Genomic DNA, 13,959 nt, shown 5'->3' with positions numbered 1-13,959 from the left:
GCCCTAGCCTACAACTTCATGTTGACGTTCATGTTGTAGATAATCCATACCGAGCCAGCGATAAGAATCAATACAACAATGGCGGTAAACATCAGTGACACCAAGTTCCAACGTCCATCGGAAGATTTCGCTTCCATGTGCAAGAAGTACTTAAAGTGCACAAAGATTTGTACCAGCGCACAACCGAACAAGATCACGTAAGTTTCCGTGCTTGGAAGCGCATGCGACCACACAATGTAGAACGGAATCATGGTGAGAACTAGTGACGCAATAAAGCCTTTCACATAATCCGTTGCACCGCTGTCTAGATGCTGTTCCATTACATCACCCCCATTAAGTACACGATGGTAAATACACAAATCCAAACGATATCAAGGAAGTGCCAAAACAAGCTTAAGCACTGGAAACGCATCGACATGTTGTCGTTCAAGCCTTTGGTTGAAAGTTGGTGATACGCCACCGCCATCCAGATCAGACCAAACGTTACATGCAAACCGTGTGTGCCTACCAAGGTAAAGAATGCTGAAAGGAACGCACTCTCTTGAGGGCCATAGCCTTCTGCAATCAAGTGATGGAACTCATACACTTCCATACAGATGAAGGCGAAACCCAATACGAAAGTCACTTTGATCCAGCGCTTCAGTCCGGTCACGTCTTTGCGCTTCATTGCAATCATGCCAAAACCGAATGTAATACTACTGAACAGCAGCATCATGGTTTCGACAAACACGAACGGCAGTTCAAAGATGTCTTTGCCTGTCGGACCTGCGATAGATCCACTCTCAAGCACGGCATAAGTCGCGAAAAGCGTGGCAAACAGGACACAGTCACTCATCAAGTAAACCCAGAAGCCAAACAACTTATTGCCCGCAGCTTCGTGGTGATGATCATGCGAGTGTGCAAGATCATAAGTGTGTGACGGAGTATTAGCTTGCATACGTCGTCTCCAAATCATCTTTATTGTCGTTATTACCACTATCAGCGCTGTTACCACGACCAGAATGGTCGCCTTTCACTGACTGTTTCTTTGCTTCTTCAAGCTGTGCACGTCGAGCCGCTTCAATCGCTTTGATCTCTTCAACTTCCACGTAGTAGTCCACATCGTCGTTGTAGCTGTGTTGAATACACGTCACCACGATGCCCACTAAGCTTGCAGCCGCTAGCCACCAGATGTACCAAATCATTGCGAAGCCAAATGCCAACGCCCATGCAGACACATAAATGCCTGTCGGTGTGTTCTTCGGCATGTGAATACGTTCGTATTCTTCTTCCTGAGTTGGGTCAAACTCGCCACTTTGCTTTTGATACCAGAACGAATCGATCTCATCGCCCTTAGGCAGTTTTGCAAAGTTGTAGAACGGTGGTGGTGACGATGTTGCCCATTCGAAGGTACGTCCGCCCCACGGGTCACCGGTTAGATCTCGGTTTTGGTCGCGGTCACGAACACTCACGTAAATCTGAACAAACTGACACACCACACCTATCGCAATCACGCCCGTACCTGCAGCCGCAACCGCCAGTAGTGGTAAGAACTCAGGGTTGATGTCTTGGCTCAAACGACGCGTCATGCCCATAAAGCCGAGTGCGTAAAGCGGCAAGAACGCCATTAAGAAACCGATGATCCAGCAGTAGAATGCGCGTTTGCCCCAAAGCTCGTTCAGAGTGAAACCGGTCGCTTTCGGGAACCAGTAGCCAATCGCAGCAAAACAGCCGAAGACAACACCACCGATGATTACATTATGGAAGTGCGCAATCAGGAATACCGAGTTATGCAGAATGAAATCCGCACCCGGAACCGCCATCAATACGCCCGTCATACCACCCACGGTAAAGGTGATTAGGAAGCCCACTGTCCACATCATTGGCGTGGTGAAGCGGATACGACCTTTGTACATGGTGAATAGCCAGTTGAAGATCTTAACCCCAGTCGGGATAGAGATAATCATGGTCGCGATGCCGAAGAAGGCATTCACATTGGCGCCAGACCCCATGGTGAAGAAGTGATGCAGCCAAACCACAAACGCTAAAATAGTGATAGCCACCGTTGCCCATACCAGTGAGGTATAACCAAACAATTTTTTGCGAGAGAAGGTTGCAGTCACTTCAGAGAACACACCGAAGATAGGCAAGATTAGGATGTACACCTCAGGGTGTCCCCATGCCCAAATCAGGTTCACATACATCATCACGTTGCCACCAAGGTCGTTGGTGAAAAAATGCGTGCCGATGTATCTATCCAACGTCAGTAACGCGATGGTGACCGTTAGGATTGGGAAAGAGATGATGATAAGGATGTTGGCACACAGAGATGCCCACGTGAATACAGGCATCTTCATCATTGGCATAGACGGAGTACGCATGCGCAAAATAGTCGCAAAGAAGTTCACACCCGTTAACGTGGTACCCACACCGGATATTTGCAGTGCCCATATCCAATAATCGACCCCGACTCCCGGACTTGCCTCAATGCCAGACAACGGCGGATATGCCAACCACCCCGTACGGCCAAATTCACCCAAGCCCAGTGACATGTTGGTTAGGATGATACCCACCACAAACAGCCAGAAACTCAGGTTATTCAGATAAGGGAATGCAACATCACGAGCACCGATTTGCAGCGGCACGATGATGTTCATCAAACCGATAACCAAAGGCATCGCTACGAAGAAAATCATGATCACACCGTGAGCCGTGAAGATCTGGTCGTAGTGATGCGGAGGTAAATAGCCCGTCTCGCCGGCCGCAGAAAGCAATTGCTGACTACGCATCATGACCGCATCAGCAAAGCCACGAACTAACATTACCATTGCCACAGCAATGTACATGAAGCCCAATTTTTTGTGGTCTACAGAAGTAAACCATTCATTCCAAAGGTATTGCCACTTACCGGCTTTGGTTACCGCATACACCACTAAACCACCCACTAAAGCGATCATGGTTAACGTGAACAAAATAATGGGTTCGTGGTAGGGAATTGAGTCTAGAGTTAATCTTCCAAACATGACGATTATCCTTGGGTTTCCGGCAAACAGTTCATTGAACCAGGGTGCTGGGTCACGACATCGGTGAATAAAAATGGTGGGATACTGGAGAACAGAGTCACGGGTTCAGCCACACTTGGCGCTGCCAATGAACGGAACTGCTCCCAATCTTCAATACGGTCTGGGCTAGCTTTTACTTTTTCCACCCAGTTTAGAAACGCCACTTGATCAGGCATGGCTGATGCGGTGAATTTCATTTGAGAGAACCCTTTACCACTGTAGTTCGATGCAAAACCTTTGAAGTCACCTTCATGGTTAGCAATCAAGTTCAGCTTGGTCACCATTCCCGGCATCGCGTAAATCTGCGAACCAAGACGCGGGATAAAGAACGCGTTCATGATGTTGTCTGAAGTTAGCTTAAACGTCACCGGTACATCTTTCGGGAACGCAACATAGTTAACCGTCGCAATGTTTTGCTCCGGATAGATGAACAGCCATTTCCAGTCCAGAGAGACCACTTCGATCACCATAGGCTTAACGTCACTCTCCAGAGGCTTGGAAGGCTCTAGTTCGTGTGTTGTTCGCCAAGTGATGGTGGCCAGAATCGCAATAATGATGATTGGAATCGTCCATACCACTATTTCAATCTTGGTTGAGTGCGCCCAGTCAGGTGCATACTCTTCTGTGGTGTTGCTTTCACGGTATCTATAAGCAAAGTAGATGGTCATCAGGATCACGGGGATGACGACAATCAGCATCAGCAACAGAGCCGTAATAATCAGCTCCTTTTCCTGAACGCCAACGCTACCTTTTGGGTCGAGCAATGCGGAGTTACATCCTTCGAGCATCAGGACGGTTCCCACCAAACCAATCCTCGACAGATTTGCTCTCGATAAAATGCGTTTATATCTTGAAGCTTCCATTAACTTTCTCGATGGTTATCCAGCCTCAGAACGAACGCCCGAGTACTGGTTGTCATGGTCATTAGAATATTTATGTGTTGAGCATGTGAAACGACGCATCTCAAATGCGGAACTGAAGTAGCCGTGTTTTTGAATAGTTAAACTGCCAAATTAAAACGACGGTGCTGCGCAGCCGAAACATTGCCGCACGGTTAAAACCACACAAAAAACATGACTTAATTGTTACACTTTGAAATGTATTGTTACATTTGGCGCATTATGAAGAGTTGAAATGGAAAGCTCACCAAACAAACTTGGAAACTAACCTTTCATTAATGACGGCAGAATATAAGAAAGAGAACGCAATTCTGACGCGCGACAATTGCGTGCCACATGAATTAGGCCAATGCTGGTAAGGGCTTAAAGAGAGATGTATGAACAAGTAGCTCCCACCAAAGCACAAGGTAAGATCGAGGCATATTAGAAAGTGCGAATCAATGAAAACATGACTAAGATCACATTTCTGAAATCACATACCATTTACAAGGTATTCATAAACAGAGCTGTTTATTCACCCTACCTATTCATCAGTTAGATATTAGAATATTCAGTAATACAAAATTGTGGAAAGCCAATGTTGCTGTAAACGTGAAAGCAACACAAAATGGCGGGATAGAGAAGAGTTTGACAGAGAAACAACACCATAACCGAGACAAAATGCGAAGTCATAATCGGTGCCGTTGCTCAATCATATATGGGCGTATCTACTGGCTCTTGTTATGCTCCACGAAAATCAGCTTGTCAGTGTTAAAGCCACGCTCTTTAGACATCGCTTTGAACCTCTCCATGACCTCAGACGAGACTTCTGGGGTTCTAGAAAGCAGCCACAAGTAATCGGTATTTGGTCCTGAAACAAACGCGTATTGGTAATTCTCTTGGTCCAATTCAAACACCACATAAGCGCCGTAAAATGGTCCGAAGAACGACACCTTCAGATAACCCTGATCGCTGCCCTCGACAAAATACGCTTTGCCTTCCGCCTCGTTCCACTCGCCATCTTCATCTGAATAGCCGCGGTTAATTACCTTCACGCCACCATCATCACGTAGGCTGTATTCGGCACTGATGTTGTCTAAGCCACGCTCAAACGAATGGTCTAAACGAGCCACTTCGTACCATTTACCCAAGTATCTATCCAACTCAAACTGTTGAACAGGCTTTACCGTTTCGGGCATGCCCACACAACCACCCAATAAGATCACGCTAAGCAGCAATAATATTTTTTTCATCCTAACCTCGACTTGTTTTTATTAGTAATGCGAGTAAGTCTCGTGAAAACATAAACTTACATCCTTGGTAATACGTTAAATCCATTTTTATAGTTCACTTAACTGTAATTTATTCAAATCTTATGTGAATCGTTTAGTCTGCGAATGAATCAATGACGTTTCATTGCTGTTCGATATTGAGTCGGTGTCACCTGCTTATACGATTTAAACTGACGATTGAAATTGGCTTGATTGTCATACCCTACTTTCTCCAAAATCAAACTCACTGGTAATGAGGTGTTAATCAATAAATCACATGCCACATTGAGCCTAATTTTCTTTAGCCGTTGACTAAAACTCTCGTTGTAATGCTTTTGAAATAGCCGCCTAACACTACTCTCACTAATGTACAGGTGACTGGCTAAGTCGTTAACCGAGATATCGCGAATAAAGTTATTCACCAAGAAAGCTTCAATCTTATCCAGCTTATCGCTGACCTCATCTTCGTCACCTGAATTGAACATAGGGTTGATCAATTGAACTACCTCCTGATCATCAAGTAATAACGAAAACAGAGCGAATAATGTAAGAAGTTGTTGATGTGGCGACTGAACCATCACCTTATTCAACAGTTCTGTTGCTTTTTCTGCGGTAGCGGGCGAAAACTGTAGCCCTTTCTTTGAATCTTCCAGCAGTGTACGCAGCGGTTCTAGCTCCCGACAGCAGGCTATTAATTGTTCTATCCAGTCTTTTCGAAACCAAATAACATGCGTTTCACAGACTCGCGAGTCATCAGGATTCTCGTCCGAATAGATGGCATGAGGTAGATCTGGACCAACCAAAATCATGTGGTTGTGAAACACATTACTTTGGTGATGCCCAACAAGGCTATGACCAAAAAAGTGACGATGAATCGCTATCTCATACTCTTCATGTCGGTGCCAACCATAGCTTTTACTGTTCTCAATAATTCTCTTGTAACGCCATGACGTGCCAATTCGTTGTGGCACTTTTTCCAAATAACCCTTCATTGCAATGCTCAGTGACTTTTTAATATTGAAAGTATACGTATCAAACCATCTAAATGAGAGTTTTGACTGAAAAGTATTGAAAATTGCACTAACAATACTCATCCGGTTGTCACCGCTAAATATACTGCAAGTGAACTTAACCAGGAGAGCAACTATGGACACTTTATTATTAAAAATTCGCGATATGATTCTTGCCACACGTCAGCAGTGGATCGGTGAGATCACCTACAACCACAACATTAAGGGTGATCACACTTGGAAACTCTATGGCTATAAATCTTATGACGAATACAAAAAAGATCTGCGTAAAAGCCTAAGACAAGAGTCGTGATGAAAAGCTTATTCAAACCACAATTTATTGATTAATATCGGTTTTAATTTGTCATTCATGTAGAGTTTCACACTTGCCACTCGCTTTCTATACTTACTAAACAGTGGAATATGGAATACATAATAATGAACAATAAGCTCACTCTGCCACACACTGCATGGATAGCATTACTCGCAAGCTTAACGGCCGTAACGCCGGTTCTTGCACAAACCAACACCGTTGTTCATGAGCAAACAGCCGTTAAAAGCCAAAGTGCTGATCAGATCTTTATCAATGCAGATATATACGGACATCGCGAGTCGGACTCGATCGTTACCCACAAAGGCAAGATCATCTTCATCGGTAACCAATCGCAGGCGCAAACTTTTCAAGGGCAAAGCACTGATGTCATTGATCTAGACAATGCCTTTGTCCTTCCTGGGTTCATTGACAACCATAACCATGTGTTTGAAGCCGCCTCAGAGCTGGGGGGAAATTGTGAGCTCGACTCTGAAGCGACGTTAGAAGAACAAATCCCCTACTTAGAAGCTTGTAAAATCAATGCTGATACCGATGGCAGAGGTTGGCTAATGGGTTATGGTTTTTCTTTGGAAGCGACGCTCGATAGCGACTCCGAATACACGCCACTTGAAATCATCGACAGTATCTTCCCAGATCGCCCGGTGGTGATCATGGAGCAGACTTCACACTCGATGTGGGTCAACTCGAAAGCACTGAAAATAGCCCGAATCAGCCAACAATCTTCAGATCCACAAGGCGGCGCTTATTTAAAGAATCCTGATAACGGAAGGCTTAACGGCATTCTATTAGATAACGCTGGCGACCAAATCATGGAGATGGCGTGGAACAGCCAAAGCGAGCTATTTGAGCAAAGCTACCAAGGCTTAATGTTCGGGCTTGAGGAAGCGGCAGCCCACGGCATCACCACCATTGGCGACGGTCGCATGTATTGGAAACGAGGTTGGTATGACGTTTGGCTAGAGGCCGAGCAAAATAAAGACTTAACGGCGCGCGTGTCGCTGCGACCTTGGGTGTATCCATCAATGGCAATACCTTCTCAATTAGAAGTCTTTGAAAAGATGTATTCCGACGATAAAAGCCGTCTGTTGCTTGTCGATCAGGTGAAAATGTACAGCGACGGCATCTTCATCAACGGCACCGCCAAAACGCTCGCACCCTACTTAGATGCTTATCTTTCCCAGTCTCCTAATGGCTTGAACTATATTCCGCCGGAACAAATGAAAGAGTGGCTAACTGCGCTCGAAAAAATAGGTTTTAGCGCCCACATTCATGCCATTGGTGATGGAGCGGTTCGTGAATCGCTTGATGCGATAGAAAGCATTCGCAAACAAGGTTCAACCAAACCCTACACCCTAACCCATGTCGAATTAATCAATGATGAAGATGTGCCACGCTTTCACCAATTAGACGTGACCGCAGATTTCCAAGTCGGCTCTGATTACGTTGCAAGGCATCAACACCAATGGGCCGAAGCTTTCCTTGGTGCTCGCCGAGCTAAAGCTATGATGAACCTCGACGCGATACTCAAGACCGACGCGAATATCACCTTAAGCAGTGACTGGAACGTACACGATATCAATCCTTTAGCAGGCATCGCGAACAGCTTAATCATGGGCAAAACCGGCTTAACCGATATTTACACCGCAATAGACGCTTACACGCTCAATGCAGCCAAGAGCCTTGGAATTGAAGACATTACGGGCTCTATTAAGGTTGGTAAATCGGCTGACTTTGCCATTCTAAACAGAGACATCACCACCGTATCAGCAAGACAAATAGCCAAGACTCAGGTTTTGATGACGGTATTACGTGGGGATGTGGTTTACGAGAAATAAGGCTAACAAGCGCACCGAAAAGCGTGAAGAGATACAGATCTCAGAGGTAGATTAAAGGAGGAGATTAGGAAGTAATTAGTGTTTGTACCTAAAGGTATTACTGCCATCAACAACCTCAATTTTAACAGGCACCGTTCCTTGCTTAACGTTACCTATTTGGGAAAATGCTTTGTGGGAAAGGTCAATCACTCGGCCTTTTACATAGGGACCCCGATCATTAATTTTTACATCGACAGACTTGTTATTGGCTGTATTGGTCACTCTCACGATAGTCCCAAAGGGCAAGGTTTTATGAGCTGCAGTATTTGCATTCATATTATACGTCTCACCACTTGCTGTGAGTTTTCCATGGAATTTATCGCCATACCAAGAAGCTTTACCAACAAGATCATGTGACTTGGCATAGCCCTTTGTTTTTGAAGTATCGACAGCCGCATGAGACGAGCACCCGGCAAGCAAAGTAATAAGAAAAGCGGCAAAGACAAGGTTTAGTTTTTTCATACTATTTGAGTAGATCTTCTTCATGTAATTATCTATTTTCATTGTAGTGCGATTTAGCAGTATTGAGCTGAGTATTGTGAGTTCTCAACGAAGGCTATCACCAGTGTGATTCGACAATGTTTTCATGAAGCATGCTAGCTTCAGTCATATTCATGAAAGGTTTTATCTTCAAAACGTCAACTTTCACAACACATTCAAGTTATCTATTTATTGACCATCCATACGAATAAACACTAAAAGAGAACATTTTAAGGCCAAATTATTTGTACCCACGCCGATGTAAGTACCCTCTACTTTCCCAAAAAATAGTTGCACAAAAGAGGATTGGTATCTCTACCAATCCTCTTTAGGGAGAGTTTCGGTTTTTCAACCTTATGACAGGTAGTAACGCGATTACTCGTAGTCAGTCGCGTACGTGTCTTCGTATGTGTGCGAGTAGAATTCGAATAGGTTGCCAAACGGGTCTTCTAGGTAAACCATTTGTGCTTGTTTTAGTTCGTCTTCTGGGTGGTAACGCATGATGTCCATACGAACCTTACCGCCAAACTCTTCAACACGCTTAATCGCTGAATGAAACTGCTCTTTTGGAAGCTGCAGACAGAAGTGGAAAATGCCTAGGCGAGAGAAATCAACGTTATGACGCTCTTCACGGTCAACCATTTCGAACAGCTCAACACCAATACCATCAGATGTGACTAGGTGTGCAATGTTGAAGCCTTTGAAGCCTTCACCAAATACGGCAATACACATACGGCCGATTGCTGATTCGCGCTCTTCCATTACTTTAGTGTTGTTCATTACGACTCTTAGACCTAAAGCTTTCGTATAAAACTCGACTGCTTTGTCCATGTCGCCAACCATGATGCCTACGTGATTCATTTTCATAACTTTCTCCAAATTCGTTTTAAATTCTGTGCTTTCGAAGACTCGCTTCGGTATTTCGTTTCGATGGAGAGAGTATATGGAGATGTGATCATTAGATGAAATTATCATAAATTATATTAATGATAATTTTTTATTATCTTGAAATTTACAGAGATCTCAGCTCCCTTAAAGAAGCTACACCTGCCCTTGCCTACATAGATACATAGATACATAGAGGCTCACGTGAATAGAGGTAAGCCTAAATAGAGAACAACCTAAAGAGCATAGCTACCCAAATAGAACCTAGCCCTAGTTTGATAGCTTTTATCGATAGCCTTCTTCTATCAAAGATAGGATTTGCCTATTGAATCTATAGAAATGTCCGATTTCACTAATTTTCGGCGCCAATGCAATATATCTACATCGACGCGGGATAGCGTTAAACACTACAAATTAGAAAGAGAGTCAAATCATGATCAACACAGAAATCAAACCATTCAACGCAACAGCATTCAAAAACGGCGAATTCGTAGAAATCACTGAGCAAGACGTTAAAGGCAAGTGGGCTGTATTCTTCTTCTACCCAGCAGACTTCACATTTGTATGTCCAACTGAGCTAGTTGACCTACAAGACAAATACGCAGAGCTTCAATCTCGCGGTGTAGAAGTTTACTCAGTATCAACTGACACGCACTTCTCTCACAAAGCATGGCACGATACTTCTGACAAAATCGGCACTATCGAATACTTCATGGTAGGTGACCAAACGGGCAACATCACAAACAACTTCAACGTTATGCGTGAAGGTCAAGGCCTTGCAGACCGTGCAACGTTCCTAATCGACCCTGAAGGCGTTATCCAAGCAATGGAAATCACAGCTGAAGGCATCGGCCGTGACGCAGAAGACCTACTACGCAAGGTTAAAGCAGCACAATACGTAGCCGCTAACCCAGGTGAAGTTTGCCCAGCTAAATGGAAAGAAGGCGAAGAGACTTTAGCGCCATCTCTAGACCTAGTAGGCAAGATTTAATTTAATCTAAGCCAAGCTAAACGAAAGAACAAATAAAACGGTTCTACAGGCGCGCTTCGGCCTCCCTCCTAAAGGGCAGTTGCGCGCCACCCTTTCAAGCCATCAACAACACAATATTTGCCGACTTGCGCCCCCTTTTTATTTTCCTTTTTCAGCAAGAAGGTATTGGTCAATACCAAGACACAGAATTTAAGAGCAGGCACGATTATGTTAGATCAAGCAATGAAGCAGCAGCTAAAAGCATACCTAGAAAACCTAAAAACCAATGTTCAGTTAGTACTGAGCCTTGATAGCAGCGATACCGCGAACAAACTTCAAGATCTGGCGAATGATATCGCATCTCTCACCGACAAAATTGAAATAATTCGAGATGATAACGCTAGTACTCGCCGCCCTATCATGCAGGTCGTAAACCAAGAGAAAGGCACTGCGATCGGTTTCGCGGGTTTACCAATGGGTCACGAGTTCACATCACTGGTACTTGCACTGCTTCATAGTGGTGGTCACCCTATCAAGCTTGAAGCTGACGTAATCGAACAAATTAAAGAACTCGATCAAGAGCTTAATGTAGAGGTTTTCATCTCACTCTCATGCCAAAACTGTCCAGAAGTGGTTCAAGCCTTCAATATGATGTCGGCGATTAATCCTCTGGTTAAGACAACGATGATTGATGGCGCAGCATTCCAAGACGAAGTGAAGTCTCGCGACATCATGGCAGTACCAAGCGTGTTCGTTAATGGTGAGCTATTTGGTCAAGGTCGTATGTCACTGGCAGAGATCCTGAACAAGGTTGATTCAGGCGCAGCAGAAAAGAAAGCAGCGAACCTAAACCAACAAGCACCCTTTGATGTATTGGTTGTCGGCGGTGGCCCTGCTGGTTCTTCAGCGGCAATTTATGCAGCACGTAAAGGCATTCGCACAGGTGTGGTTGCTGACCGATTCGGTGGTCAAGTAATGGATACTATGGCGATTGAGAACTTTATCTCAGTGAAAGCGACAACTGGCCCTAAATTAGTGGCAAGCCTTGAAGAGCACGTAAAAGAGTACGGTGTTGAAGTGATGACGGAGCAGCGCGCTGCAAACATCATCGCGGCAGAAGACACTGAAGACGGTTACATCCACGTTGAGCTAGAGAGCGGCGCAACACTGCGAGCTCGCACGGTTATCACAAGTACTGGTGCTCGCTGGCGTGAAATGAACGTTCCGGGTGAGCAAGAGTACCGGAATAAAGGCGTCGCTTACTGCCCACACTGTGATGGTCCATTGTTCAAAGGTAAGAAAACAGCGGTTATCGGTGGTGGTAACTCAGGTATCGAAGCGGCAATTGATTTAGCGGGTATTGTTGAACACGTAACCGTACTTGAATTTGCAGACACACTGCGTGCCGACCAAGTGCTTATCGACAAAGCGAACGCAGCACCAAACATCGAAATCATCAAGATGGCGCAAACGACGCAAGTAATTGGTGATGGCAACCGTGTAACCGGTCTGGAATACAAAGACCGCAACACCGATGAACTAAAACAGATCGAACTTGCGGGTATCTTTGTTCAAATCGGTCTGATGCCAAACAGCGAATGGTTGAAGGGTTCAAAAGTTGAGCTGTCACCACGCGGTGAAATTGAAATTAACGCTCATGGCGCAACATCAATGAAAGGTGTATTCGCAGCGGGTGACGTAACAACCGTACCTTACAAACAGATCATCATTGCGATGGGTGAAGGTGCAAAAGCAAGCTTAGGTGCATTTGACCACCTAATCCGTAACTCAGCTCCAGTTAAAGAGGCTGAAACAGCTTAAGCTTTAAACTGAAAAGCTTAAAGCTTTTAACTCAAGTTCCTTAAATATTTGTTAACTTAATTCTTTACTGTTAACGACTTAGTCGACATTTAGACGCCACTCCTATGGATTTAGGAGTGGTTTTTCTTTGTAATTTACGCCGGTTGATAAAGCATGAAGGCAACCACCATCGCTAAGCTTCCACCCAAGCAACGGTTCACAAACATCATCTGTTTTGGTGATTGCAGCAACTTTTTAAGCATGGTGCCGCAATACGCCCACACCAACATGCACGGTACACCGGTAATCACCATACCCGCGATAATGGTCACGACTTGAATCAAGTAATCGGCATTCGGAGTAATGAACTGTGAAAACACGGTTAATGACGCAATCCAACCTTTAGGGTTTAACACCTGCACCAACACACCAGACATAAAACCTGAACGATTGTCGGTAGTGCTTTCTTCGATTTGCATGTTCGCAATCGACCACGCCATGAACAGCAAATAAGCCGCACCCGCGTATTTCAAAACGTTGTATAGCTCTGGGTAAAGGGTAAATAGGCTCACCAAACCGACACTAGAACCCGCCAGTACGATGATGATGCCAACAGCGTTCCCAGAGATAAAAGGTAAAGTCGCAGCAAATCCATAACGACTTGAAATCCCAAGTAATGCGATATTGCCTGCCCCAGGTGTAATTGCAATTGATGTTGAAAATAGCAAGAACGCCAGCATTAATTGAGAGCTCATTTCCTCTCACTCCTGATAAGTAAAGATTTATAGGGAGAGAGTTTACAGATTCGACTAGGAATTAAATTGCTATATAGGCTAATATTAATGCAAATTTGAGCAAGACTTTTCTAAAAAAACCATGAAACAGAAAGAATCCACCAAAGAAGTGTTAGATGACACAGATATCGCCATCTTAGAACATATCCAACAAGACGGACGCATGAGCAACAGTAAGCTCGCAGAGAAAGTGAACCTCAGTGAAACTCCATGTTGGCGCCGCTGGAAGCGTATGGAAGAAACTGGCTACATCGATGGTTACGCCGCTAAGCTGAATCGTAAAAAATTAGGCTTTCATGTGGCTGGTTTTACTCTTGTCACTTTAGGCAACCATGAAGTAGAAAACACAGAACCGTTTGAAGAATTTGTCGAAGTAACCGATTGGATTCCTATGTGTCACTGTATTGCAGGCGGCGCCGATTACATGGTGCAAGTGTTGGCGAAAGATTTGGAAGAGTACTTTGAGCGTATTAGCTCGATCAGAAGAGTGAAAGGCGTGAGCGCGATTCAATCGAACATCTCGGTAAAAGAGTTGAAAAACAGCTATCGATTGCCGCTTTCAGATTAGCTCCCTAAAACACATAAAACAAAAAGCCCAGCCGCGATAGATTTCTCAAGTCTA

Annotated in this window: 14 protein-coding genes; 5 read left to right on the top strand and 9 right to left on the bottom strand. The window is 44.6% G+C overall.

Annotated elements, in window-relative coordinates; all coding sequences use genetic code 11:
• Positions 1-8: 8 nt before the first annotated feature.
• The 6 genes from cyoD to WR49_RS08945 form a co-directional block, all read right to left on the bottom strand.
• Positions 9-320, bottom strand: a complete 312-nt coding sequence (gene cyoD / locus WR49_RS08970; RefSeq protein ID WP_046223776.1) for a cytochrome o ubiquinol oxidase subunit IV — start codon at positions 318-320, stop codon at positions 9-11.
• Positions 320-937 (bottom strand): cytochrome o ubiquinol oxidase subunit III, encoded by a 618-nt coding sequence (gene cyoC / locus WR49_RS08965; RefSeq protein ID WP_046223775.1) that lies wholly within the window; start codon positions 935-937, stop codon positions 320-322. Before cyoC ends, cyoD begins: the two co-directional genes overlap by 1 nt.
• Positions 927-3,002 carry a cytochrome o ubiquinol oxidase subunit I gene (cyoB, locus tag WR49_RS08960; RefSeq protein WP_046223774.1) on the bottom strand — a complete coding sequence of 692 codons (2,076 nt, stop codon included), beginning with the start codon at positions 3,000-3,002 and terminating at the stop codon, positions 927-929. Before cyoB ends, cyoC begins: the two co-directional genes overlap by 11 nt.
• A gap of 5 nt (positions 3,003-3,007) precedes the next feature.
• Complete coding sequence (cyoA, locus tag WR49_RS08955; RefSeq protein ID WP_077680639.1) at positions 3,008-3,904, bottom strand: ubiquinol oxidase subunit II; 897 nt, start codon at positions 3,902-3,904, stop codon at positions 3,008-3,010.
• A 743-nt stretch (positions 3,905-4,647) separates the two neighbouring features.
• Positions 4,648-5,172 carry a lipocalin family protein gene (locus WR49_RS08950; protein WP_046223773.1) on the bottom strand — a complete coding sequence of 175 codons (525 nt, stop codon included), beginning with the start codon at positions 5,170-5,172 and terminating at the stop codon, positions 4,648-4,650.
• Positions 5,173-5,321: 149 nt separating this feature from the next.
• On the bottom strand, positions 5,322-6,284 hold the full coding sequence (locus WR49_RS08945; protein WP_017057001.1) for a helix-turn-helix transcriptional regulator: 963 nt from the start codon (positions 6,282-6,284) through the stop codon (positions 5,322-5,324).
• A 52-nt stretch (positions 6,285-6,336) separates the two neighbouring features.
• Here WR49_RS08945 and WR49_RS21445 point away from each other — a divergent pair, with 52 nt between their 5' ends.
• Both WR49_RS21445 and WR49_RS08940 read left to right on the top strand, forming a co-directional pair.
• Entirely contained in the window at positions 6,337-6,513 is a 177-nt protein-coding gene (locus WR49_RS21445; protein ID WP_167514255.1) for a hypothetical protein, read from the top strand.
• A 125-nt stretch (positions 6,514-6,638) separates the two neighbouring features.
• A complete protein-coding gene (locus WR49_RS08940) occupies positions 6,639-8,369 on the top strand; it encodes an amidohydrolase (RefSeq protein ID WP_046223772.1) in 1,731 nt (576 codons plus the stop codon).
• A gap of 75 nt (positions 8,370-8,444) precedes the next feature.
• Here WR49_RS08940 and WR49_RS08935 read toward each other — a convergent pair whose 3' ends face one another.
• Positions 8,445-8,894: a septal ring lytic transglycosylase RlpA family protein gene (locus WR49_RS08935; protein ID WP_046223771.1), complete on the bottom strand. Its 450-nt coding sequence runs from the start codon at positions 8,892-8,894 to the stop codon at positions 8,445-8,447.
• Positions 8,895-9,263: 369 nt separating this feature from the next.
• Positions 9,264-9,755: a VOC family protein gene (locus tag WR49_RS08930; protein WP_046223770.1), complete on the bottom strand. Its 492-nt coding sequence runs from the start codon at positions 9,753-9,755 to the stop codon at positions 9,264-9,266.
• A gap of 451 nt (positions 9,756-10,206) precedes the next feature.
• Here WR49_RS08930 and ahpC point away from each other — a divergent pair, with 451 nt between their 5' ends.
• Both ahpC and ahpF read left to right on the top strand, forming a co-directional pair.
• Complete coding sequence (gene ahpC / locus WR49_RS08925) at positions 10,207-10,764, top strand: alkyl hydroperoxide reductase subunit C (protein ID WP_016798107.1); 558 nt, start codon at positions 10,207-10,209, stop codon at positions 10,762-10,764.
• Positions 10,765-10,971: 207 nt separating this feature from the next.
• On the top strand, positions 10,972-12,564 hold the full coding sequence (gene ahpF, locus WR49_RS08920; RefSeq protein WP_046223769.1) for an alkyl hydroperoxide reductase subunit F: 1,593 nt from the start codon (positions 10,972-10,974) through the stop codon (positions 12,562-12,564).
• 134 nt (positions 12,565-12,698) lie between these two features.
• Here the strand turns inward: ahpF and WR49_RS08915 are convergent, their stop codons facing one another.
• Entirely contained in the window at positions 12,699-13,298 is a 600-nt protein-coding gene (locus tag WR49_RS08915) for a LysE family translocator (RefSeq protein WP_046223768.1), read from the bottom strand.
• 121 nt (positions 13,299-13,419) lie between these two features.
• On the opposite strand from WR49_RS08915, the gene WR49_RS08910 reads away from it, so the two are divergent.
• A complete protein-coding gene (locus WR49_RS08910; RefSeq protein WP_016798110.1) occupies positions 13,420-13,905 on the top strand; it encodes an Lrp/AsnC family transcriptional regulator in 486 nt (161 codons plus the stop codon).
• Positions 13,906-13,959 lie beyond the last annotated feature (54 nt).

It is taken from the genome of Vibrio sp. ECSMB14106 (genome assembly GCF_000972265.1).
GTDB classification, from domain to species: Bacteria; Pseudomonadota; Gammaproteobacteria; order Enterobacterales; family Vibrionaceae; genus Vibrio; species Vibrio kanaloae.
This window is presented reverse-complemented; position numbering and strand designations above follow the sequence as displayed.

Coding starts and splice junctions, on each gene's coding strand:
- cyoD (WP_046223776.1), bottom strand. CDS start 320: ATGGAACAGCATCTAGACAGCGGTGCAACGGATTATGTGAAAGGCTTT.
- cyoC (WP_046223775.1), bottom strand. CDS start 937: ATGCAAGCTAATACTCCGTCACACACTTATGATCTTGCACACTCGCAT.
- cyoB (WP_046223774.1), bottom strand. CDS start 3,002: ATGTTTGGAAGATTAACTCTAGACTCAATTCCCTACCACGAACCCATT.
- cyoA (WP_077680639.1), bottom strand. CDS start 3,904: ATGGAAGCTTCAAGATATAAACGCATTTTATCGAGAGCAAATCTGTCG.
- WR49_RS08950 (WP_046223773.1), bottom strand. CDS start 5,172: ATGAAAAAAATATTATTGCTGCTTAGCGTGATCTTATTGGGTGGTTGT.
- WR49_RS08945 (WP_017057001.1), bottom strand. CDS start 6,284: ATGAGTATTGTTAGTGCAATTTTCAATACTTTTCAGTCAAAACTCTCA.
- WR49_RS21445 (WP_167514255.1), top strand. CDS start 6,337: ATGGACACTTTATTATTAAAAATTCGCGATATGATTCTTGCCACACGT.
- WR49_RS08940 (WP_046223772.1), top strand. CDS start 6,639: ATGAACAATAAGCTCACTCTGCCACACACTGCATGGATAGCATTACTC.
- WR49_RS08935 (WP_046223771.1), bottom strand. CDS start 8,894: ATGAAGAAGATCTACTCAAATAGTATGAAAAAACTAAACCTTGTCTTT.
- WR49_RS08930 (WP_046223770.1), bottom strand. CDS start 9,755: ATGAAAATGAATCACGTAGGCATCATGGTTGGCGACATGGACAAAGCA.
- ahpC (WP_016798107.1), top strand. CDS start 10,207: ATGATCAACACAGAAATCAAACCATTCAACGCAACAGCATTCAAAAAC.
- ahpF (WP_046223769.1), top strand. CDS start 10,972: ATGTTAGATCAAGCAATGAAGCAGCAGCTAAAAGCATACCTAGAAAAC.
- WR49_RS08915 (WP_046223768.1), bottom strand. CDS start 13,298: ATGAGCTCTCAATTAATGCTGGCGTTCTTGCTATTTTCAACATCAATT.
- WR49_RS08910 (WP_016798110.1), top strand. CDS start 13,420: ATGAAACAGAAAGAATCCACCAAAGAAGTGTTAGATGACACAGATATC.